Consider the following 19,744-nt stretch of genomic DNA (forward strand, 5'->3'; position numbering starts at 1 on the left):
TGCTATCCCTTGCCCGAGTAGTAGCGGCGTGATTTGTCGCGGCTGCCGCAGGTGGTCATGCTGCACCAGCGTCGTCGGCGGTTCTTGCTGACGTCCAGGAACAGCCAGCAGCACGACGGGCACTCGCCGAGCCGATCGAGCGGCCCGTGGGTGAGAAGCTCCATCGCCGAGGTGGCGGCCTCCCACATTAGGACCCTGACCGTGCGCGGCGGTGCCCATTCCAGCCGGAAATTTCCGTCTTGCCCGCTCAGATGCCCCTGGGTGACGCCCTCTCCATAGACGGCGAGGATCCGGTCGAGGCCCTCCTGAGGTGCGGAGCCTCCGTGGGCCACGGGCTGGAAGACCCGGAACACCGTTTCGCGGAACTCACGGGCCGCAGCCAGATCGCGAAGGTCGCGGGTTTCGGGCGCACTGTCTTCCGCCGGATCGCCGATCTGCTGCAGCGGATGCCCGGTTGCTGCCGCCCAGGTCAGCGCCTCTTCCGGCGTGCTGAGCCAGTCTCGCCGGGCCACCGGGCGCGCGTTGACCGTGTTCGTGAAGTCCAGGCAGAACGCGTTGCCGACCAGCTCGACCTCCATCATCTCACCATTAAAACACCGTTGACAGGTAAGAGCATCAGACCGCACGCTATGACCGATCAAATGCCTTTGAAAGGTGAGAATCGGATGGGTCGATCGTTCAACGCCCTGTGGTTCGGCACCGGCGCGGCCAACCTCGGTGACGGCATCGCCCTGTTCGTCCTGCCGCTGCTCGCGCTCGGCCTCGGCGCGTCACCGGGAGGGGTGGCGGCGGTCACCGCCGCGCTCACGCTCGCCTGGCCGGTCTTCGGCCTGCACGCCGGCTGGATCGTCGACCGCGTCGACCGGCGGCTGCTGCTCAGCGGGGTCAACGTGCTCAGGGCGGCGCTGCTGGCCGCCGTCAGCGTCGCCTTCTTCACCGGGAACCTGTCGATGGCAGGGCTGATCGTCGCCGCGATCCTGCTCGGCGTGGCGGAGACGCTGGTCGACACCGCGCTGACCTCGACGATCCCGCTGGTCGTCGACCAGAAAGGCAGGAACCGGGCTAACGCCCGCATCGAGGCGACCATCAACCTCACCAACCAGCTCGTCGGCCCGCCTCTCGCGGGCCTGCTGGCGGCGGTCAGCCTCGTGCTGGCGACCGGGCTGAGCGCGGGTCTCTACGCCCTGGCCGTCGCGGGACTCGCCCTGATGGCCCTGCGGCAGACCCCGGCGACCGGCGGGAACACCAAGGTCATCGCCGGGTTCCGGCACCTGTGGCGGCAGCCGGTCGTGCGCACGCTGACCCTTTTCACGGCCGCGATGAACATCCCGTGGGCCGTCTCCACAGCCCTTTTCGTCGTGTACGCCATCACTCCCGGCCCCCTCGGCCTCACCCCCGCCCAATACGGACTGATCCTCACCGGCATGGCCGTTGGCGGGCTGATCGCGTCGGCCGTGGTCGAACGGCTGCGGGAAAGGTTCGGCGTGACGAGACTGCTCATCGCCGATGCCGTCGGCACGGTTCTGCTCGTCGCGCCGGTCGCGCTCGACGCCCCGGTCTGGGCGGTGGCGGCGGGGGCGGTCGTCGCGGGCGCCGGGTCGAGCGTCTGGCGCATCCTCGTCGCCACGATCCGGCAGAACCTGTCCCCGCCCGACCTGCTGGGACGCATCTACGCCGCGTCCCGGATGATCAGCTGGGGCGTCATCCCGGTCAGCGCCGCCCTGGCCGGGGTCGCGGCCGAACTCTGGGGCGTGCGGACGGTGTTCGTGCTGGCCACCGTCATATCGCTGGCGGTGCTGGCGGCTTTCGTGCCCTACGCGTTACGGACCGATCTTTCGGAAAGTGTCAGGGGTGACGTCTAAGAAGGAGATCCCCATGACCGACACCGAACCGCAGACGGCGAACGGCAAGGTGCTCTGGCACTTCACCATGTCCGTCGACGGATTCGTGGCGGGCCCCGGGCACTCGATGGACTGGATGACCGGCACGTCCCGTCCGGGCCTGGTCGAGGAATACGTCGAGACCACCGGCGCCGTCATCGGCGGGCGCGACGGCTGGGACGCCACCCCGCCCGGTGTCCGGCCCTACGGCGGCGCCTGGGAGGGGGCGCTCTTCGTCCTCACCCACCACCCCGAAGACGCCCGGACGGAGGAAGGGGTGACCTTCCTCGACTGCGACGTCGCCGACGCCGTCCAGATCGCGAAGGAGGCGGCCGGGGGGAAGAACGTCGAGATCTTCTCGCCGTCGATCGGGCGGCAGTTGCTCGAACTGGGTCTCATCGACGAGATCGACCTGCACATCGCGCCGGTGCTGCTGGGCGACGGCATCCGGCTCTACGACAACCCGGGTGGGGTGCCGATCCGGCTTCAGCCCGACCAGGTCGTGAACGTGCGCTTCCGGCCCCTTGACGCAACCAATCGGTTGCTATAGATTAATGGCAACCAACTGGTTGCCACACAAGGAGGAAGTCCCATGGGATTCCCGAATCGCATCGAGCGCACCGTCCGCATCGACCGCCCGCAGGAGCGGGTCTGGGCGGCCATCACGACCGCCGAAGGGCTCGGCACCTGGTTCGGCGAGAGCGCAGAAGGCGAGGTGAAGGTGGGCGGCACGGTCACGCTGAGCTGGAAGAGCGGTGACTCGGCCCGGCTGCGGATCGAGCGGCTCGACCCGGAGAGCGTCTTCGCCTACTCGTGGCCGGTCTACGGCCTGCCCGAAGGCGACCCGCGCCGCACCTACGTCGAGTTCACCCTCGCGCCCGACGCCGCGGCCACCACCCTGACCGTCGTCGAGACCGGGTTCGCCCAGCTCGACACCGACGAGCACGCCAAGGCCTACGAGGGCAACACCGCAGGCTGGAAGTCCGAGCTCGACGAGCTGGTCGCCTATCTCCATGGCTGACGAGTCGCCCGAGTCGGTCGCCGAGGCCGTTTTCACGGCGCTGGCCGACCCGAACCGGCGGGCCATCCTGGCCGCCCTGGCCGAGCGGGGGCCGGCCACCGCGACCGACCTGGCCGCCTGGCTGCCGATCACCCGGCAGGGCATCGCCAAACACCTCGCGCTGCTCGGCGACGCGGGGCTCGTGCTGGCCGAACCGGGCGAACGCCGCCGGGTGCGCTACCGGGTGCAGACCGGGCCTATGCAGGTGGCGCAGCAGTTCCTGGCCGCGATGGCCCGTGACTGGGACGGCCCGCTGGCGGCGTTGCGGGCCCACCTGGAGTGACGAGCCTGGCTGTGACGATCACGTTGTCGCGGTAGTGGCCGGTGCGCTCGTCGAAGGTTCCGCCGCAGGTCACCAGCCTCAGTTGAGGGTGCTTCGAGGGGCCGTACACCTCCTGGGCGGGGAAGCGGTCCTTGGGCACCCGCTCCACCGAGGTGACCGTGAACCGGGCGCGCCGGCCGTCGGCGCGGGTGACGTCGACGGTCTCGCCCCGCCGCATCCGGCCGAGGTCGTAGAAGACCCCGTGCTGCCCTTCGCCGTCGACATGCCCGAGGATCACCGCCGAACCCGGCTCACCGGGGGCGTAACCGGGTTCGTACCAACCGGCCTCCTCGGGCACCGGCGGCACCTGCACGGTGCCGTCGGGGTTGAGGGTCAGCATGGTCAGATCCACGTGGACGCCGATGCTCTCGACATCGAGCCGAACAGGCCGTGACCTGGGCATACCAACCTGGGCGGGCTCAGCCGGCGAAGGCACGGCGACCGCCTCGGCCGGCGGCGGTGCGGGCGGCGTCTCCCCGGAGGGGAAGGCGCCGCACGCGAGCAGGGCCCCGGCCACGGTGAGGGTGACGGCCGCAAGTCCGAGAACCCCGCGAACAGTGACGGCCGCCGGGCCGGGGACCCCGCGGGTCACGCGGACGTGCGGCGGCGCAGTGCGATGAGGCCCGTCGCGGCCCCCGCCACGAGAAGGGCCCCGCCGACCGGAACCAGCGCGTCGCCCGAAGGTCCGCCACCCGTCTGCGGCGCGCCGTCGGGCACCGGGCGGCGGACCTGGCTCTCGGCCGGCACGGGCGCCGGCGACGCCGCGGCCCGGGACCGCTGGCTCGGTACGGGCGCCGGAGCCGGCGAGTCCGCGGTCGTCTCGGCCGGTACGGGTGACGGTGATGCGGCCGCCGGGGCGGCGAAGGTCAGCGCGGCGATGACGAGGCCGGTGGCGGTCAGAACGAATCGCATACATCCTCCTTGAACGGGTCGGGGTGATCGTGGCAAGGCGATGTGCGCGGGCCATGAGCGGAATGTCATGAGCGTGTAATGAACGTCGCTTTTGACCGAGAAGGTGCTGATCAAGCCACATACTGGGACCCGTGGCCAGGGTGATGCTCATCGAGGACGACCAGTCCGTCCGCGAAGGACTGCGCCTTTCCCTCAGCCGTCACGGCCACGAGGTCGACACGGCGCGGACCGGCGAAGAGGGGCTGCAACGGCTTCGCGAAACGACGACGGACATCGTCGTGCTCGACCTGATGCTGCCCGGCCTCGACGGTTTCGAGGTCTGCCGGCGGATCCGGGCGGGCGGCCACCTGCCGATCGTCATGCTGACCGCGAGGGGCGACGACCTCGACGTGGTCAGCGGCCTGGAGGCGGGTGCCGACGACTACGTGGTGAAACCCGTGCGTCCGCGCGTGCTGGAGGCCCGCATCCGCGCGGTACTGCGCCGCTGGGCGGCCCCTTCTGGCGGCGGGCCGGAGACGTACGGCGACCTGGTGATCGACCGGGGCTCGCTGACGGTTTTCAAAGGGGGGACGTCCATCACGCTGCCCCCGCTGGAGCTGCGTTTGCTGCTGGAGCTGTCGGCCTCTCCCGGGCAGGTGTTCAGCCGTCAGCAGCTCCTGGAATCGGTCTGGGACCTGGACTTCCTCGGCGACTCGCGGCTGGTGGACGCGTGCGTGCAGAGGCTGCGTACCAAGATCGAGGACACTCCGCCGCAGCCACGCTACGTGCAGACCGTGCGCGGATTCGGATACCGATTCGGTCCACTGTGAGAGGGCTGCGGGCCCGGCTGGTCGTCGTCTTCGCGGTGCTCGCCGGTCTGAGCGCGCTGACCGCGGCCGGACTGGTCTACAAGCAGGCCCGCGACCTCATGCTGACCCGCACGGAATGGTCGGTCGTCAACGAGTTCCGCCTGCGGGTCTCGACCCTGACCGAGAACATGCAGCACCCGCCTTCGCGGGCGGCGCTCCAGCAATTGGCCAACGGCGTCGCCCCCGCGTTCCTGGAAGCCGTCGGAGCGGCCGTCTACGGCGACTCGGGCCTGGTCGCCTCCGGTGACGGAACCGAGCCGATCGGCTCTGACCTGCGGCGACGCATCGCCGCTGAGCAGCGCCTGGTCTACCAGCGGGTGGTGTTCCAAGGTGCTCCCTACCTGGTGGTGGGCACGCCGGTGCTGCTCCGCCGGGAGGGGACACCCTCCGGCGTCGAGGTCTACCTGGTGGCCTCGCTCGACGCCGAGGCCGCCGACCAGGAGGCGCTGGTCGCCGCCGCCCGGAACGGCGTCCTGCCGGTGCTGCTACTGGCCGTGCTGTTCGCGCTGGTCGCCGCCGGTGGTGTGCTGAGGCCGGTACGTGAACTCGACCGCGCCGCCCGCAGACTGGGCGCCGGGGAACTCGACACCCGGTTGAAGGCGACCGGACGAGATGAACTGGCCCGTCTCGTGCAGACCTTCAACGCCACCGCCGCCGCCCTGGAGACGAGCGTGGGCAACGCGCGCCGGTTCGTCGCCGACGTGTCCCACGAACTGCGCACCCCGCTGGCGTCGATCCTCGCCATGTCCGACGTCTTCGAGGAGGAGGCCGACCGGCTCGATGGCGACCTGCCGCAGGCGGCGCGGCTGCTGAACCTCGAGGTCGGACGGCTGGTGAAGCTCGTGGAGGACCTCATGGAGATCTCCAGATTCGACGCGGGCGCCGTCGGGCTCGTCGTGGACGACGTGGACATCGCGGAGGCGGTGGCGGCGTGTCTGCGTACCCGGGGATGGACGTCGGACGTGACGGTGGACATCGAGGCGGGCGTGCGCATCCGGCTGGACCCGCGCCGGTTCGACGTCATCATGGCCAACCTGGTGGGAAACGCGTTGCGCCACGGCGCCCAGCCGGTGACCATCACGTTGAAAGAGGGCATGGTCATCGAGGTCGCCGACGCCGGTCCCGGTGTGGACCCCGACCTGCTCCCGCACGTTTTCGACCGCTTCTCCAAAGCCGACACCGCCCGCACCAGATCAGACGGCAGCGGCCTCGGCCTGTCCATCGCGCTGGAGAACGCCCGCCTCCACGGGGGCACGATCGAGGTCAGCAACCCACCGGCCGGAGGCGCGCTGTTCAGGCTCACGTTGCCCCGGGAGCCACGATGAGACTCAGAATCCTGTTGCTGTTGGTTCTCCTAGCCGGTTGTGGCATCAGCCCGACGGGCGTACAGGACGGCGGTGAACCCGGGAGCGGATTCCAGCCCAGCATGCGGCTCTATTTCGTGTCGGGTCAGCGGCTGAAGGCGGCGACCCGGCCCATGCCGTGGCCGTCGCTGAAAGAGACGCTGAACCTCCTGGTCGACGGCCCCAGCAGGCAGGAACAACAACTCGGCCTCGGCACCGAACTCGAAAGCTGGATCGGCACCCTGGGGAAGGTCACCTCGGACGACGCCAAGGTGCGGATCGCCGTCGAGGCGCCCACGTCGTCCGCGGCGCCGATGCCCGTCCCCCGGGAGACCATCGCCGCGCAGCGGGACCGCCTGTTGTGGCTCGGCCAGCTCACCTGCACGGCCGCCGCCGCACTGGCGGCGCAGTCGAACATCGACCCCGACGCGGTCAGGGTCGAGGTGCGGCGTGAGAGGGAGAATTTCGGGTCGTTCCGGTGTTCGGAATTTCCGCGCGCGGCCGAATGATTCATCAGGTATCACCCGGCAGAATGGGCGTTGAGCCGCTGAGCGAGGTGCCCATGGATTACAGATTCACCGGCGTACCGTATGCCGAAGAACCGTGGCACGAAATCATCCCCGGATTGTTCATGGGCGGCCATTTCCGCGACGGCCTGTCCGAAGGACTGTTGCCGGTGGTCGTGGCCGACGAGTTCGACGTGGTCGTCAGCATGATCCGCCTCGACGGCCACGGCCCGAGCGGCTCGATCCCCCACCACGTCTGCCACGTCCCCGACGGCCGGCTCACGTCGGTGGAGGTCGGCACGGTCGTGACGATGGCCGGCTTCGCCGCCGAGGCGATCCGCTCCGACCTGCGGGTTCTCGTCCGGTGCAGGGCGGGCTACAACCGCTCGGGTCTGGTGGTGGCCCAGACCCTTCTCCTTCTCGGTTACGCCCTGGACGACGCGATCGACCTCATCCGCTCCCGGAGATCACTCTTCGCCCTGCACAACAGCCATTTCGTGGAGTACCTGACGACAGGACTGGCCCAGATCCGCGACGAATGAGGGCTCAGCAGCCCCCACCGCAGCGCTCGATGATCTCGCCCATCGCCTGCTCGAAATGCTTGCGCCCCTCGGGCGTCAGGGACCCGACGAGAGCTTCCAGTTCGGCGTGGACGTCGGTGTAGAAGGCCGTCGCCGCCCGGTGCCCTTCCTCGGTCAGCGTCACCGTCAGCGCCCGCCGGTCGCCCGGCACCGGCGTGCGCCGCGCCAGCCCGCGCTTCTCGGCCCGATCCATCAGCCCCGTCAGGGCCGCCTTCTCGACGCTGAAGTAACCGGCCAGTTCGGCCATCCCCCGCGGCCCTTCCAGCAGGACACAGAGCAGCTTGGCCTGGACGGGGGTCAGATCGTGACGCTGTGAGACACGCGTGTACAGGCCCTGCACCAGCCCGGAGAGCCGCACCAGCCCGCCGGCGACGTCGTTCATGGACACAACGGTACATGCTGCATATAGTTAGCGCCGCGTACAGTACGCGCCATTAACTATCGAGGTAGCCCATGACCTTCGACACCCCGGCCGGCACCCGCGGCAGCCGCCAGCCCGCCGGCCGCCTCCTCGTCTGGTTCAACTCCCTGATGGCCCGGCGCATCCGCAAGCGCGGCGCCTTCGGCGGCTTCAACGCCCTGGTCCTGACCACCGTCGGCCGCAAGACCGGCCAGCCACGCACCACCCCCGTCGGCTGGTTCCCCGGCCCCGACGGAACGTGGCTGATCGTCGCCTCGGCGGCGGGCGCCCCCGGCAACCCGGCCTGGTACTACAACCTCGGCGCACACCCCGACCAGGTCCGCATCGAGCTGGACGGCAAGACCTTCGACGTCACCGCCGACCAGCTGCACGGAACCGAACGCGAGCAGGCCTGGCGGGAGATCGTCGCCAAGGCGCCCAGGTTCGCCGAATACCAGGAGAAGACCGATCGGGAGCTGCCGGTCATCCGCCTGAAATCCCGCCCGTAGCAGGATCGTGCAAGAGGTCGATCGGATTCGGCTACCGTGAACACCCTGATCAGCGCTTCTATTGAAGGGAGACGAAAGGAACACGATTATGCCGCTCGACCACTATGTGACCCTCGGAAGGTCCGGCCTCCGGGTCAGCCCCTTCGCCCTCGGAGCGATGACGTTCGGCGACGACCCCGGCTCGGCCGGGTGTGACGTGGCGGAGTCGGAGAAGATCCTCGGGACCTACCTCGACCGGGGCGGGAACTTCGTCGACACCGCCAACTTCTACAGCAACGGCCACTCGGAGAAGATCCTCGGCGACTACTTCGCGGCCCGTCCCGGCCTGCGCGGCCACACGGTCGTGGCCTCGAAGTTCTTCGGCAACATGTACCCCGGCGACCCGAACGGCGGCGGCGCCGGCCGAGGCTCGATCATCGCCCAGCTCCACGAGACGCTGCGGCGACTCCAGACCGACTACCTGGACCTCTACTGGCTCCACAACTGGGACCGCAACACCCCTCTGGCCGAGACGATGCGCACCCTCGACGACCTGGTGCGGGCCGGGAAGATCCGCTACATCGGCTTCTCCAACACTCCGGCGTGGGTGACCGCCCAGGCCCAGACCATGGCGCTGCTCCGAGGCTGGACCCCGTTGATCGCCCTGCAGGTCGAATACTCACTGCTGGCCCGCACAGTGGAGGGCGAGGTCGCCCCACTGGCCCTGGACCAGGGCCTGGCGCTGACGCCGTGGAGCCCGCTGAAGAACGGCTTCCTGTCCGGTAAGTACCGCCGCGGCACCGAGGTCACCGACTCGGCCCGCACGAGCTACGTGGGCGGCCCGACCGAGGAGGAGTACCGCGTCATCGACACGCTGGCCTCGGTCGCCGACGAGGCCGGCGCGTCGTCGGCAGCGGTCGCGCTGGCCTGGCTCCGCGCCCGGCCGGGCACCGTGGTGCCGATCGTGGGCGCCCGCAAGGTCGAGCACTTGGAGAGCAACCTCGCGGGCTTGGACGTGGCCCTGACCCCCGAACAGATCAGAGTCCTGGACGAGGTCTCGGCCCCCACACTGGGCTACCCGGCGGCGGTCAACGGCGAGACCCGCGCGATGCTCCAGTTCGCCGGAGCCACGGTCGACGGCGAATCCTCGAACGTCTACCCGCCCCTGCTCCAGAGCTCCGTGCGCTATTGACCGACGTACACGAAAAGCGCCCGTCCCCCGGGGAAGAGGACGGGCGCTTTCTCCTTGCTGAAAGGGTGTTACTCGACGTCCACGACCGGGCTGCCCGGGCGGCAGCGCTCGGGCAGGGGCTCGGAGCCGCAACCGGTCAGGATCCGCAGGATCTGCGGGTCGTGGTCGGAGGCCTGGTCGGAGAACTCGGCGTTGATGTGGACCACGCCGTACGAGTAGCCCTTGATGTTCGGGCTGATCAGGATGTGGTCCAGCGTCTGCGAGTTGCCGTCGAAGATGTAGCTGTAGCGCTCACCTGCGGGCAGGTCGTTGATCAGCGCCTTGAGCAGCGAACCGTTGTCGGTCAGCGTGGCCAGGGTCGGGCTGAACTGGTAGTCGTTGATGTCGCCGAGCACGACCGCGCGGGCGGTGCCGCCCGACTTGGCCGCCAGGTCGGCGATGAAGTTGCGGACCTCGGTCGCCTGGCCGATGCGCTGGACCTCGGAGGTCCGGTTCGGGGGCTGGATGGCCGCGGAGTGCGGGTGGTCGCCGCCCTTGCTGTTGAAGTGGTTGGCGACGACGAAGAGCTGCTTGTTGCCGTCGTACAGGAACTCACCCACGAGCGGCTTGCGGCTGGAGGCCCAGACGCTGCTGCCGGGGTTGATGCGGCCGGGGGAGGCCGACAGGTAGACCTGGTTGCTCGTCGGGCGCTCGCGCAGCACGGTCACCGCGGTGTTGGCGTCGCCGCCCGGACGGTCCACGAAGGTGGTGCGGGCCGGGTTGAACAGGAAGACCTGGCGGATGTTGCCGCCGGGGGCGCCACCGTCGGTGCCCTCGTTGGGGTCGATCGAGCGCCAGTCGTAGGTCGGGCCGCCGGCCGCGACGATCGCGGCGATGAACTTCGCCATCGTCTGGTCGGCCGCGACGACGCCGGTGCCGGTGCCGTTGTTGTCCTGGATCTCTTCGAGGGCCAGGATGTCGGGGGTGCCGAGGTTGGTGACGACGGCCTCGGCGAGGCGCTGATACTTGGCGGCCGAGTCGGCGACGGTGAGGTTCTCGACGTTGTACGTCGCGATCGACAGGTCGCCGGCCTTCTTGGCCGGGGTCACCTTCTGGCGCTTGAGGCCGCCCTCGGTGATGGCGCCGAGCTCGGTGGCCTGAAGGGTGTAGCCGCCGAACGACTGGTAGTCCATGACACCGGTGGTGCCGGCGGCCAGCGTCGAACCGACGTTGGCGGCGGGGGCGCCGAGCAGCGACTGGATGAAGAAGCGGCCGGCGTTGTTGTCGGCGTAGTCGAGGTAGATGTGGCCGCCGCGCGGGGTCGGGTTGTGGCTCGGGGTGAAGGTCACCCAGAGCTCGCCGAACTCGGTGTTGACCGGGCTGACCAGCTTGGTGCTCTGGGCAACGGTCATCCGCATGCCCTCGTGGACCTCGAAGTAGTCGAGGACGTAGGAGGACGGCTCGAGCGGCTGCGCCTCAAGGGCGCCCGTCTTGGTGTAGACGGCGGGCAGGCTGACGGGCACCGGCGCGGGGAGCGCGTTGCCGCCGGTCAGCTTGATGGTGTTGATGGTGCCGCCCAGCTCGGTCAGCGACTGCGAGCCGGTGGCGGGGCGGTATTCGGTGACGCGGCCGGAGGCCAGGACCGAGTCGCCGGCGACGACCGCAGGGGTGGTCGTGCCGGTGAAGACGAAGATGCCCTCACTGGTCAGCGGGTCGGCGTCGACCGAGGGGTCCTGCATCCAGTAGCCGCGCGAGCTGCCGGTGATGCGGACGGCGGTGACGATGCCGGGCACGTTGGTGACGTTCGTGCCGACGATCGGGGAGATCCGCCCAGAGCCCTGGATGTCGTGGATCCGGGTGGTGCCGGGGGTCGGGTCCTCTGGGTCCTCGGGGTCACCGGCGGCGGAGACCGTGACGCCGGCCGTGTTGGTGGCCTTCGGCACGCCGGAGGTGAAGTCGACGGAGTTGTTGTCCGTGTCGACCAGCGCGCCGCTGCGGGCGTTGGCCGTCGTGTTGCTGAGGCCGGGGGCCGCGAGGGTCTCGACGTTGGCGGTGGCGCCGTATCCGACGAGGTCCTTGACGTTCGGCGCGGTGGCGCAGCTGGTGCCGCAGCCGACCAGCGGGATCTGCGCGGTGACCAGCGCGACGACACCGGAGGTGCCCGACATCGGGATCGTGCCCGTGGCGTCGGGGGTCGGCAGGTCGAGGGTGCCACCGGCGCCCTGCGCCTGGCGAATCAGGTAACGGCCGTTGGCCGGGATCGATCCAGACAGGTTCGTCATCTGGAAGACGACACCGGCGGCGGAGGCGTATTGAACGCTCCAACCGGACACGTCGATCGGGCTGCCGGTACGGTTCGCCAGCTCGATGTAGTCGTTCTTGAACGCCGCACCCGAGTTGCCACCGCCGCCGTAGACGCCGGAGATGACGACGTCGGTGGACAGCGCGTTCGCGGCGGGAAGGGTGCTCAGCGATGCCGCGAGCATTAACGACGACAGACCGGCCGCCGTGATCAGCCGGCGTGCTCTGGGTTTTGCCACGGGTGAGTGCTCCTCCTCAGGACAGTGTTCTCCAGAGAGCATGGTGCCAGCCGATATCGCTTGGAAATGGCACATTCTGCTACTCCCGAGGAGTTCTCCGTTTCTTTCCGTGACGTTTCACTTCGCAGGCCTTGCGACGTGCGAAAACAACGGTTTGACCCCGCGCGGATACGGCTTGCCGACAATCCCAGTGAAGTGTCCCCGCCCCACCGGACAAGAACGCGTGTGAATGAACGCCAAACTCTGACTAACCGAGCAGGCGAGCCGTCTCTTCCCATAGCCGGTCCGCCTGCGCCGGATCAACCGCGTAGTCGGCCAGCGAAGGACCCACCGGCACCTCCCGATCGTCGGCGAAGTAGCGCCCGGTGACCCCGACCGCCCCCAGGGCCAGCAACAACGAGGTCGACGCGCCCTGCTCGGGCGTCTTCCACCCCGGCGGCACCTCCAGGACATTGCCCTGCTCGTCTTTCGCCCCGACGAAGGTGAGCTGGGCGTCGTCCAGGTGCCGCTGGAGGTTGGTCATGATGCCGCCCGGATGCGCGGCGTTGACGAACAGACCGGGCCACCGCCGGGCCGCCCCCACGGCGAACAGGATGTTGGCCGTCTTCGACTGCGCGTAGGCCTGCCACGGGTCGTAGGCCCGCCGCTCGAAGTGGAGGTCGTCGAAGTGCACCGGCGACATCAGGTGCGCGGCGGAGGCGACCACCACGATCCTGCCCCCGTCGGGCATGGCGGGCCGCAGCCCGATGGTCAGTGCGGCGTGCCCGACATGGTTGGTGGCGAACTGCAGTTCCCACCCTTCTCCGGTACGCGTGAGCTCCGGCAGCGCCATGATCCCCGCGTTGTTCACCAGCACATCGAGCGGCCCGTCCCAGCCGGAGACGAACTCCCGCACCGACGCGAGGTCGGCCAGATCGAGCCGCCCGACCGCGACCTTCCACCCGGTCGCCTCGCGGATGCGCTCGGCGGCGACCAGCCCGCTCTCCGGATTCCGCACCGCGATGGTCACCTCGGCCCCGGCCCGGGCCAGGCCGAGGGCGGTTTCGTAGCCGATGCCGGAAGCTCCGCCGGTCACGACAGCACGCATGATCGATCTCCTAAGTAAACCAACTGGATGGTTTAGTTAATCACAGAAACCAACCAGTTGGTTTAGGATCGTCGAGGTGATGGCCTACGACTCCGCCGCGACCCGCGCCCGCCTGCTCGACGCCGCCTACGACGAGTTCGTCGGACGCGGCCTGGCCGGCGCGCGGGTCGACCGCATCGCGACCGCCGCCGAGGCCAACAAACAGGCCATCTACGCCTACTTCGGCTCCAAGGACGCCCTGTTCGACGCGGTCCTCGACGCCCGCCTGCGGGTCCTGGCCGACATCGTCCCCTTCACCCCGGCCGACCTGCCCGACTACGCCGCCCGCCTGTTCGACCGCTTCGCCGAAGACCCGGGCCTGCTGCGGCTGACCCAGTGGAAGGCCCTGGAACACCCCGACGCCTCCGACGCCGAACTGGCCGCCCACCTGAGCAAGTCGGCGGAGGTGTCCGAGGCCCTGGGCCTGGACGCCGAACGCGGCATGGACGCCCTCATGATCGCGCTGGCGGTGGCCCAGGCGTGGAGCATCACCCCGCCCGCCATCCGCACCCTGGGCGCCCCCCACGACGACGCACGACGAGCCCGCCACCGCGCAGCGGTGATCGCGGCGGTGCGGGCATACGTGGAAACGCTAGAAGCTGACGGAATCACCGGGTGACAGCAGCACCAGCCGGTCATCGAGCTCGTATTTCTGGAAGGCGTCGTACAGGTCGGCCGGGCCTTCGGTGAAATGTTGCCAGCCTTCCATGTGGACGGGGATCACCACTTCCGCGCCTGTGATCAACGTCGCCTCGACGACCTCCTCGGCCGTCAGGGTGAGGAAGCCGTCGAGCATCGGGGTTCTGGCGGCCCCCGCGAAGAAGATGCCGGCGTCCATCGGGCCCAGGCGTTCGGTGATCTCGTGGGTCACGTCGAGTGAGGCGTTGTCCCCGCTCACATAGATCGCCGGTAGATCGAAGGCGGTCAGCACGAAACCCGTCACCGTCCCGGTGAGATCTTCCGTGCCCGGCGGGCCGTGCTGGGCCGGCACCCAGGTGATGCGGAGCGAGCCGCCGTCGGGCCGTTCGAAGGTCTGGTGCTGCCACGATCGCAGCCCGGTGATGTCCTCGCCGAGCCGCTCGGCGGCCTCGGGTGTGGTGAGGACCTCGGGCACCTCGTCGAGTAGGGCCCGGCCCGAGATGTCGAGGTTGTCGGCGTGCTGATCATGGGAGAGCAGGATGATGTCGAGATCGCCCAGTTCCTCCAGCGAGACGGCCGGACCGGCGGTTTTGATGAGCGTGCGGGTGCCGCTGGCGATCGGTCCGGGCCCGTCGAAGGCCGGATCGGTGAGCAGTCGGAGACCGCCGATCTCCAGCAGCGCGGTGGGCCCGCCGACCAGCCGTACGGTGCAGGTTTTCCGTTCGGACTCCATCATCCCATCCTGCGCACACCCGCCCAGGCGCGCTCGGGCGGGGTCACTCCTAGCGCAATCGGGCACCACATGTTGATGTGACAGCCGAGTTCGATCCCAGATATGGTGTCCCACGCGTTGGTTCGCCTCGACTGCCAGTCGGGGCGTCGCAAGAGGGAACCCGGTGGGAATCCGGGACTGCCCCGCAGCGGTGAGTGGGAACGAAAGCCGTCATTGAAGCACTGGGCCTGTCGAGAGGTCTGGGAAGCGACGGCCGGTAGGCGCTTGAACAGAGCACGCCCACGAGTCCGAAGACCTGCCAACGCTTTGGTCCGAGGCCGCGTGGGACGGCCCCGCCCGGTGCCCTCGTGCCCGCGCGCCTCGGTGAGTTCGCGAGGAGAGGACGAGCACGGGAATGCGCATCAAGAAGCGCGACGGATCACTCGAACCGGTCGACGTGACCAGGATCGTGCGTGCGGTCGAAGGCTGTTCCGGCGGGCTCGCCGACGTCGAGCCGCTCCGGGTCGCCACCAGGACCATCAGCGGCCTGTACGACGGCGCCACCACCGCCGAACTCGACCGTCTGTCGATCCAGACCGCCGCCGAGATGATCGGCGAGGAGCCGCAGTACTCCCGGCTGGCCGCACGGCTGCTGGCGGCGTACATCCAGAAGGAAGTGAACGCCGACTCGTTCAGCCGGTCGATCAAGGAAGGCCACGCCCTCGGCCTGATCGGCGACCCCACCGCCGCCTTCGTGGCCGACCACGCCGACCTGCTCGACGCCGTGATCGACCCGATCAACGATCACCGCTTCGAATACTTCGGCCTCCGGACCGTGTACGACCGCTACCTGCTCCGCCACCCCCAGACCCGGCTCCCCGTCGAGACCCCGCAGTTCTGGCTGCTCCGGGTGGCCTGTGGCCTGGCCCAGACGTCCGACGAGGCCGTCGAGCTCTACCGCCTGATGTCGTCGCTGGCCTATCTGCCCAGCTCGCCGACGCTGTTCAACTCCGGCACCGGGCACACCCAGATGTCGTCGTGCTACCTGGTCGACTCACCGCGCGACGAGCTCGGCTCGATCTACGAGCGGTACTCCCAGGTCGCCCACCTGTCGAAGTTCGCCGGCGGCATCGGCATCTCCTGGTCCCGGGTCCGCTCCCGGGGCGCCCTGATCAAGGGCACCAACGGCCACTCCAACGGGATCGTCCCGTTCCTGCGCACCCTCGACGCCTCCGTGGCCGCCGTCAACCAGGGCGGCCGCCGCAAGGGCGCGGCCTGCGTCTACCTGGAGCCGTGGCACCCCGACGTCGAGGAGTTCCTGGAGCTCAAGGACAACACCGGCGAGGACGCCCGCCGCGCCCACAACCTGAACCTGGCCAACTGGATCCCCGACGAGTTCATGCGCCGCGTCGAGGCCGACCAGATGTGGTCCCTGTTCGACCCGAACGACCTGCCCGAACTGCCCGACCTGTGGGGCGACGCGTTCGACGAGGTCTATCGGCAGGCGGAGGAAGACGGCCGTGCGGTACGCCAGATCCGCGCCCGCGACCTCTACGCCAAGATGATGCGCACCCTGGCCCAGACCGGCAACGGCTGGATGACCTTCAAGGACATCGCCAACCGCACCTGCAACCAGGCCGCCGAGCCGCAGAACGTGGTGCACCTGTCGAACCTGTGCACCGAGATCATCGAGGTGTCCAGCGACGAGGAGACCGCGGTCTGCAACCTGGGCTCCATCAACCTGGCCGCGCACCTCAGCGAGAGCGGGATCGACTGGGACAAGCTCCGCCAGACGGTGAGGACGGCCGTGGTCTTCCTCGACCGCGTGATCGACATCAACTACTACCCGACCGAGCAGGCCGCGGCGAGCAACCCCCGCTGGCGCCCGGTCGGCCTCGGCCTGATGGGCCTCCAGGACGTCTTCTTCGCGCTGAAGCTGTCCTTCGACTCCCCGGCGGCACGGGAGCTGTCCACCAAGATCTCCGAGGAGATCTACCTGGCCGCCCTCGACACCTCGGCCGACCTCGCGGCGGTGCACGGCCCGCATCCGGCCTACCAGGAGACCTGGGCGGCCCGCGGCCGGCTCCAGCCCGACCTGCACGGCCTCAGCCCGCAATGGACCGAGCTCCGGAAGAAGATCGCCGAGCACGGCCTGCGCAACTCGCTCCTGATCGCCATCGCCCCCACGGCGACCATCGCCTCCATCGCCGGCTGCTACGAGTGTGTGGAGCCCCAGGTCTCGAACCTGTTCAAGCGCGAGACGCTGAGCGGCGAGTTCCTCCAGATCAACAACGCCCTCGTCGACGAGCTCAAGGCCCGTGGCCTGTGGACGGAACCCGTCCGCACCGCCATCCGCCAGGCCGAGGGCTCGGTCCAGGGTCTGAACGAACTTCCCGACGACGTGCGCAGCCTGTTCCGCACCGCCTGGGAGTTGCCCCAGCGGGCCCTGATCGACATGGGGGCCGCGAGGGCGCCGTACATCGACCAGAGCCAGTCGCTCAACCTGTTCATGGCCAGCCCGACCATCGACAAGCTGTCGTCGATGTACCTGTACGCCTGGAAGTCGGGCCTCAAGACCACCTATTACCTGCGCTCGCGCCCCGCGACGCGCATCCAGCAGGCCACCGTCCCGGTGCTCACCGCGGCCGAGGCCTGCTCCCTGGAGAACCCCGAATCCTGTGAGGCGTGCCAGTGATGCTGCTCGACCCCGGCATGAGCCTGACCCTGCGCCCGATGCGCTACCCGGCGTTCTTCGAGCGCTACCGCGACGCCATCAAGAACACCTGGACCGTCGAGGAGATCGACCTCCACTCCGACCTGGCCGACCTGGGCAAACTCTCCGAGGCGGAGCGCCACCTGGTGTCGCGCCTGGTGGCCTTCTTCGCCACGGGTGACACGATCGTCGCCAACAACCTGGTGCTCAACCTCTACCAGCACGTCAACGCCCCCGAAGCGCGGCTCTACCTGTCGCGGCAGCTCTTCGAAGAGGCCGTGCACGTGCAGTTCTATCTGAACCTGCTCGACACCTACGTCCCCGACGAGCAGGAGCGCTTCGCGGCCTTCGCCGCCGTGGAGAACATCCCGTCGATCAGCCGCAAGGCGGAGTTCTGCTTCCGGTGGATCGACTCCCTCGGCGACCTCAAGACGTTGGAGACGAAGGACGACCGCCGCGCCTTCCTGCTCAACCTCATCTGCTTCGCCGCCTGCATCGAGGGCCTGTTCTTCTACGGAGCCTTCGCGTACGTCTACTTCCTGCGCTCCCGTGGGCTGCTGAACGGCCTGGCCTCGGGCACGAACTGGGTGTTCCGCGACGAGTCGATGCACATGGCGTTCGCCTTCGACGTCGTCGAGGTCGCCCGCGCGGAAGAGCCCGACCTGTTCGACGACAAGCTCGTGGCCCAGGTGAAGGACATGCTCGCCGAGGCCGTCGAGTGCGAGGCCCAGTTCGCCGAGGACCTGCTCAACCAGGGCGTGTCCGGCATGTCGCCCACAGACATGCGCCGCTACCTGGAACACGTCGCCGACCGCCGCCTCGCGCAGCTCGGCATCCCGCCCCTGTACGGCTCGAAGAACCCCTTCGCCTTCATGGAGCTCCAGGACGTCCAGGAGCTGGCCAACTTCTTCGAGCGCAAGGTCTCGGCCTACCAGGTGGGCGTCACCGGCACGGTCAGCTTCGACGCCGACTTCTGACATAAGCGGGGCTTAAAGACCCGCACCACCGGGCCCCATTCCGGGCCGTCCTCCCTCGACATCCGTGTGACGGGCGTGGTCACGATGGAAGTACGGCTATGCCAAAGGAGATCCTCATGGACAAGAGGAGAGCGGCGGCGGTCTGCGCGGGGTTCGTCGGAGCCGGCGCCTTGGTGCTCGGTCCGGTGGCCACGTCGGCGTCGGCCGGTGCGGCTGCGCTGCCGACCGGCACGACGCCCGTGGTGGCGACGTCACATCATGACCCGCCTCATGGCCATCACAACGACCACCATCACAAGAAGCACCACAACAACCATCACCACAACAACCACCACAACAACCACCACCACTGAGGTGGTCGGAAGTGTGCGCGGCCTCTGTCAGCCGCGCACACTCATGCGGGCGCCGGCGACCGTGACCCCGCTCGGCGACACCGTCACCGGTGACAGGTCCACCGAGGTCACCTCGGGAAGGGTCGCGACCAGGCGCCCGACTTTCGCCAGCAGGTCGCCCAAGGCGGTCGTGTCGGCGCGGGGATGGTCGCGGTAGCCGTACAGAAGCGGAGAACAGCGCAGGTCGGTGATCATCTCGGCGGCGGCGTCCGGCCCCAGCGGCGGGACCCGATAGGAACGGTCCCCGGCCAGATCCGCGACGACCCCGCCGTAGTCCAGCACCACGAGAGGCCCGGTCACGGGGTCGTTGACGCCCCGTACGACCATCTCCACCCCGCCGCCGGAGTCGAGGGTGATCCCGAAGTGGGCGAGCAGCCGGGCCGTGTCGTGAACCAGTTCGTGCGCGGCCGGATCGTCGGACACCGGGAGCCACTCGGGCGCGTTCAGCACGTCCCCGCTGATGGCCACCCGGCGGCCGGCCGGAAGCGGCTGGTAGGCCAGCAGCCGGACCGTGTCGACCAGGTCGCGCAGCCCGTCGACCAGGATCACGCCGGTGGCGCGGGCGAGGGCGGCCAGTTCGGGCGTGATCCCGGCGGGTGTGAAGACCACGATCGGCTTGCGTCGGCTGACCTGCGCCGCCACCTGCGAAAACTCTCTAGGGTCCCCCAGGGAGTCGACGACGATGACGGTCGTGACCGGATCGTCTCCCCAGTGGGTCAGCATCTCGGCGTCGTCGGCCCGGACGTATGAACACACCGGCAGCACGTCGACGAGCGCGGCCAGGACCGCCTCCGACCGTGACAGCACGGCCACCTCACCAGGAATGGAATCCACGCCAACATGCTGGCGGCGTCAAGATTCACGAAGTAGGGCCGGATGACTCACCCCGATGGGACCAAAGTCACACCGCTTGGTAGCAGAATGTCGCCATGGCCCACCCCCTGGTCCCCAGCATGCGCCTGGACGAGCTGCTCGCCGAGCTCCAGACGCGGCTCGAGGCGGTGCTGGCCAACCCGTGATCGGGTCCACGCGCTCCTCGAAGCCGTGGTCCTCATCGGCAGCGACCTCCAGCTGGAGATCGTGCTCGGCCGGATCGTGGAGACCGCCGCCCGGCTGGTCGACGCGACCTACGGC

Annotated in this window: 22 protein-coding genes and 1 riboswitch; of the genes, 14 read left to right on the forward strand and 8 right to left on the reverse strand. The window is 69.0% G+C overall.

What is annotated here, in order from left to right; translation table 11 throughout:
- Nucleotides 1–2: 2 nt before the first annotated feature.
- A complete protein-coding gene (locus tag AW272_RS41610; RefSeq protein ID WP_066359987.1) occupies nucleotides 3–578 on the reverse strand; it encodes a CGNR zinc finger domain-containing protein in 576 nt (191 codons plus the stop codon).
- Nucleotides 579–665: 87 nt separating this feature from the next.
- Here AW272_RS41610 and AW272_RS00590 point away from each other — a divergent pair, with 87 nt between their 5' ends.
- Genes AW272_RS00590 through AW272_RS00605 form a run of 4 tightly spaced genes read left to right on the forward strand, consistent with a single transcriptional unit; the run spans nucleotide 666 to nucleotide 3,223 of the window.
- Nucleotides 666–1,862 (forward strand): MFS transporter, encoded by a 1,197-nt coding sequence (locus tag AW272_RS00590; protein ID WP_066359989.1) that lies wholly within the window; start codon nucleotides 666–668, stop codon nucleotides 1,860–1,862.
- 13 nt (nucleotides 1,863–1,875) lie between these two features.
- Nucleotides 1,876–2,430 carry a dihydrofolate reductase family protein gene (locus AW272_RS00595; RefSeq protein WP_066359991.1) on the forward strand — a complete coding sequence of 185 codons (555 nt, stop codon included), beginning with the start codon at nucleotides 1,876–1,878 and terminating at the stop codon, nucleotides 2,428–2,430.
- 42 nt (nucleotides 2,431–2,472) lie between these two features.
- On the forward strand, nucleotides 2,473–2,901 hold the full coding sequence (locus AW272_RS00600) for an SRPBCC domain-containing protein (RefSeq protein WP_066359992.1): 429 nt from the start codon (nucleotides 2,473–2,475) through the stop codon (nucleotides 2,899–2,901).
- Nucleotides 2,894–3,223 (forward strand): ArsR/SmtB family transcription factor, encoded by a 330-nt coding sequence (locus AW272_RS00605; RefSeq protein ID WP_066359993.1) that lies wholly within the window; start codon nucleotides 2,894–2,896, stop codon nucleotides 3,221–3,223. The genes AW272_RS00600 and AW272_RS00605 overlap by 8 nt, the downstream gene beginning before the upstream one ends.
- Here AW272_RS00605 and AW272_RS40190 read toward each other — a convergent pair.
- Both AW272_RS40190 and AW272_RS44720 read right to left on the reverse strand, forming a co-directional pair.
- Nucleotides 3,138–3,854, reverse strand: coding sequence for a class F sortase (locus AW272_RS40190; protein ID WP_083957783.1), 717 nt, complete (start codon nucleotides 3,852–3,854; stop codon nucleotides 3,138–3,140). The genes AW272_RS00605 and AW272_RS40190 overlap by 86 nt on opposite strands.
- Complete coding sequence (locus AW272_RS44720) at nucleotides 3,851–4,174, reverse strand: hypothetical protein (RefSeq protein ID WP_066359996.1); 324 nt, start codon at nucleotides 4,172–4,174, stop codon at nucleotides 3,851–3,853. The genes AW272_RS40190 and AW272_RS44720 overlap by 4 nt, the downstream gene beginning before the upstream one ends.
- Nucleotides 4,175–4,305: 131 nt before the next feature.
- On the opposite strand from AW272_RS44720, the gene AW272_RS00620 reads away from it, so the two are divergent.
- Genes AW272_RS00620 through AW272_RS00635 form a run of 4 tightly spaced genes read left to right on the forward strand, consistent with a single transcriptional unit; the run spans nucleotide 4,306 to nucleotide 7,413 of the window.
- Nucleotides 4,306–4,983 carry a response regulator gene (locus AW272_RS00620; protein WP_066359998.1) on the forward strand — a complete coding sequence of 226 codons (678 nt, stop codon included), beginning with the start codon at nucleotides 4,306–4,308 and terminating at the stop codon, nucleotides 4,981–4,983.
- Nucleotides 4,980–6,347: an ATP-binding protein gene (locus AW272_RS00625; protein ID WP_245657150.1), complete on the forward strand. Its 1,368-nt coding sequence runs from the start codon at nucleotides 4,980–4,982 to the stop codon at nucleotides 6,345–6,347. The genes AW272_RS00620 and AW272_RS00625 overlap by 4 nt, the downstream gene beginning before the upstream one ends.
- Nucleotides 6,344–6,874 (forward strand): hypothetical protein, encoded by a 531-nt coding sequence (locus tag AW272_RS00630; protein ID WP_157518083.1) that lies wholly within the window; start codon nucleotides 6,344–6,346, stop codon nucleotides 6,872–6,874. The genes AW272_RS00625 and AW272_RS00630 overlap by 4 nt, the downstream gene beginning before the upstream one ends.
- A gap of 53 nt (nucleotides 6,875–6,927) precedes the next feature.
- Nucleotides 6,928–7,413 carry a protein-tyrosine phosphatase family protein gene (locus tag AW272_RS00635; RefSeq protein WP_066360006.1) on the forward strand — a complete coding sequence of 162 codons (486 nt, stop codon included), beginning with the start codon at nucleotides 6,928–6,930 and terminating at the stop codon, nucleotides 7,411–7,413.
- Between the two features lie 4 nt (nucleotides 7,414–7,417).
- Here the strand turns inward: AW272_RS00635 and AW272_RS00640 are convergent, their stop codons facing one another.
- On the reverse strand, nucleotides 7,418–7,834 hold the full coding sequence (locus AW272_RS00640; RefSeq protein ID WP_066360009.1) for a MarR family winged helix-turn-helix transcriptional regulator: 417 nt from the start codon (nucleotides 7,832–7,834) through the stop codon (nucleotides 7,418–7,420).
- 71 nt (nucleotides 7,835–7,905) lie between these two features.
- Between AW272_RS00640 and AW272_RS00645 the strand changes: the two genes are divergently transcribed.
- Nucleotides 7,906–8,361 carry a nitroreductase family deazaflavin-dependent oxidoreductase gene (locus tag AW272_RS00645; protein ID WP_066360011.1) on the forward strand — a complete coding sequence of 152 codons (456 nt, stop codon included), beginning with the start codon at nucleotides 7,906–7,908 and terminating at the stop codon, nucleotides 8,359–8,361.
- Nucleotides 8,362–8,449: 88 nt separating this feature from the next.
- The gene (locus tag AW272_RS00650) at nucleotides 8,450–9,532 is read left to right on the forward strand and encodes an aldo/keto reductase (protein WP_066360013.1); all 1,083 of its coding nucleotides are present in this window, start codon (nucleotides 8,450–8,452) and stop codon (nucleotides 9,530–9,532) included.
- Between the two features lie 68 nt (nucleotides 9,533–9,600).
- Here AW272_RS00650 and AW272_RS00655 read toward each other — a convergent pair whose 3' ends face one another.
- Nucleotides 9,601–12,051 (reverse strand): DUF8508 domain-containing protein, encoded by a 2,451-nt coding sequence (locus AW272_RS00655; protein ID WP_245657151.1) that lies wholly within the window; start codon nucleotides 12,049–12,051, stop codon nucleotides 9,601–9,603.
- 247 nt (nucleotides 12,052–12,298) lie between these two features.
- Nucleotides 12,299–13,138, reverse strand: a complete 840-nt coding sequence (locus AW272_RS00660) for an SDR family NAD(P)-dependent oxidoreductase (protein WP_066360016.1) — start codon at nucleotides 13,136–13,138, stop codon at nucleotides 12,299–12,301.
- 79 nt (nucleotides 13,139–13,217) lie between these two features.
- On the opposite strand from AW272_RS00660, the gene AW272_RS00665 reads away from it, so the two are divergent.
- Entirely contained in the window at nucleotides 13,218–13,796 is a 579-nt protein-coding gene (locus tag AW272_RS00665) for a TetR/AcrR family transcriptional regulator (RefSeq protein WP_066360021.1), read from the forward strand.
- On the opposite strand, the gene AW272_RS00670 is transcribed toward AW272_RS00665, so the two are convergent.
- The gene (locus AW272_RS00670) at nucleotides 13,770–14,549 is read right to left on the reverse strand and encodes an MBL fold metallo-hydrolase (protein WP_157518086.1); all 780 of its coding nucleotides are present in this window, start codon (nucleotides 14,547–14,549) and stop codon (nucleotides 13,770–13,772) included. The two genes, AW272_RS00665 and AW272_RS00670, sit on opposite strands and share 27 nt — an antisense overlap.
- A gap of 101 nt (nucleotides 14,550–14,650) precedes the next feature.
- Nucleotides 14,651–14,866: riboswitch (cobalamin riboswitch) on the forward strand.
- Between the two features lie 77 nt (nucleotides 14,867–14,943).
- Between AW272_RS00670 and AW272_RS00675 the strand changes: the two genes are divergently transcribed.
- The 3 genes from AW272_RS00675 to AW272_RS41615 all read left to right on the forward strand — a co-directional run bounded on the left by AW272_RS00675 (nucleotide 14,944) and on the right by AW272_RS41615 (nucleotide 18,571).
- A complete protein-coding gene (locus AW272_RS00675; protein ID WP_066360023.1) occupies nucleotides 14,944–17,223 on the forward strand; it encodes a ribonucleoside-diphosphate reductase subunit alpha in 2,280 nt (759 codons plus the stop codon).
- Complete coding sequence (locus tag AW272_RS00680; RefSeq protein WP_066360024.1) at nucleotides 17,223–18,218, forward strand: ribonucleotide-diphosphate reductase subunit beta; 996 nt, start codon at nucleotides 17,223–17,225, stop codon at nucleotides 18,216–18,218. The genes AW272_RS00675 and AW272_RS00680 overlap by 1 nt, the downstream gene beginning before the upstream one ends.
- Nucleotides 18,219–18,334: 116 nt before the next feature.
- The gene (locus AW272_RS41615; protein WP_066360026.1) at nucleotides 18,335–18,571 is read left to right on the forward strand and encodes a hypothetical protein; all 237 of its coding nucleotides are present in this window, start codon (nucleotides 18,335–18,337) and stop codon (nucleotides 18,569–18,571) included.
- A 27-nt stretch (nucleotides 18,572–18,598) separates the two neighbouring features.
- On the opposite strand, the gene AW272_RS00690 is transcribed toward AW272_RS41615, so the two are convergent.
- A complete protein-coding gene (locus AW272_RS00690; RefSeq protein ID WP_083957784.1) occupies nucleotides 18,599–19,444 on the reverse strand; it encodes an acetate--CoA ligase family protein in 846 nt (281 codons plus the stop codon).
- Between the last annotated feature and the right edge of the window lie 300 nt (nucleotides 19,445–19,744).

The organism is Herbidospora mongoliensis, from assembly GCF_001570545.1.
Lineage (GTDB): Bacteria > Actinomycetota > Actinomycetes > Streptosporangiales > Streptosporangiaceae > Herbidospora > Herbidospora mongoliensis.

Excerpts from the sequence above, each read along its gene's own strand:
- AW272_RS41610 (WP_066359987.1), bottom strand. The coding sequence starts at position 578 with ATGGAGGTCGAGCTGGTCGGCAACGCGTTCTGCCTGGACTTCACGAAC.
- AW272_RS00590 (WP_066359989.1), top strand. The coding sequence starts at position 666 with ATGGGTCGATCGTTCAACGCCCTGTGGTTCGGCACCGGCGCGGCCAAC.
- AW272_RS00595 (WP_066359991.1), top strand. The coding sequence starts at position 1,876 with ATGACCGACACCGAACCGCAGACGGCGAACGGCAAGGTGCTCTGGCAC.
- AW272_RS00600 (WP_066359992.1), top strand. The coding sequence starts at position 2,473 with ATGGGATTCCCGAATCGCATCGAGCGCACCGTCCGCATCGACCGCCCG.
- AW272_RS00605 (WP_066359993.1), top strand. The coding sequence starts at position 2,894 with ATGGCTGACGAGTCGCCCGAGTCGGTCGCCGAGGCCGTTTTCACGGCG.
- AW272_RS44720 (WP_066359996.1), bottom strand. The coding sequence starts at position 4,174 with ATGCGATTCGTTCTGACCGCCACCGGCCTCGTCATCGCCGCGCTGACC.
- AW272_RS00630 (WP_157518083.1), top strand. The coding sequence starts at position 6,344 with ATGAGACTCAGAATCCTGTTGCTGTTGGTTCTCCTAGCCGGTTGTGGC.
- AW272_RS00635 (WP_066360006.1), top strand. The coding sequence starts at position 6,928 with ATGGATTACAGATTCACCGGCGTACCGTATGCCGAAGAACCGTGGCAC.
- AW272_RS00640 (WP_066360009.1), bottom strand. The coding sequence starts at position 7,834 with ATGAACGACGTCGCCGGCGGGCTGGTGCGGCTCTCCGGGCTGGTGCAG.
- AW272_RS00645 (WP_066360011.1), top strand. The coding sequence starts at position 7,906 with ATGACCTTCGACACCCCGGCCGGCACCCGCGGCAGCCGCCAGCCCGCC.
- AW272_RS00650 (WP_066360013.1), top strand. The coding sequence starts at position 8,450 with ATGCCGCTCGACCACTATGTGACCCTCGGAAGGTCCGGCCTCCGGGTC.
- AW272_RS00660 (WP_066360016.1), bottom strand. The coding sequence starts at position 13,138 with ATGCGTGCTGTCGTGACCGGCGGAGCTTCCGGCATCGGCTACGAAACC.
- AW272_RS00665 (WP_066360021.1), top strand. The coding sequence starts at position 13,218 with ATGGCCTACGACTCCGCCGCGACCCGCGCCCGCCTGCTCGACGCCGCC.
- AW272_RS00670 (WP_157518086.1), bottom strand. The coding sequence starts at position 14,549 with ATGGAGTCCGAACGGAAAACCTGCACCGTACGGCTGGTCGGCGGGCCC.
- AW272_RS00675 (WP_066360023.1), top strand. The coding sequence starts at position 14,944 with ATGCGCATCAAGAAGCGCGACGGATCACTCGAACCGGTCGACGTGACC.
- AW272_RS00680 (WP_066360024.1), top strand. The coding sequence starts at position 17,223 with ATGCTGCTCGACCCCGGCATGAGCCTGACCCTGCGCCCGATGCGCTAC.
- AW272_RS41615 (WP_066360026.1), top strand. The coding sequence starts at position 18,335 with ATGGACAAGAGGAGAGCGGCGGCGGTCTGCGCGGGGTTCGTCGGAGCC.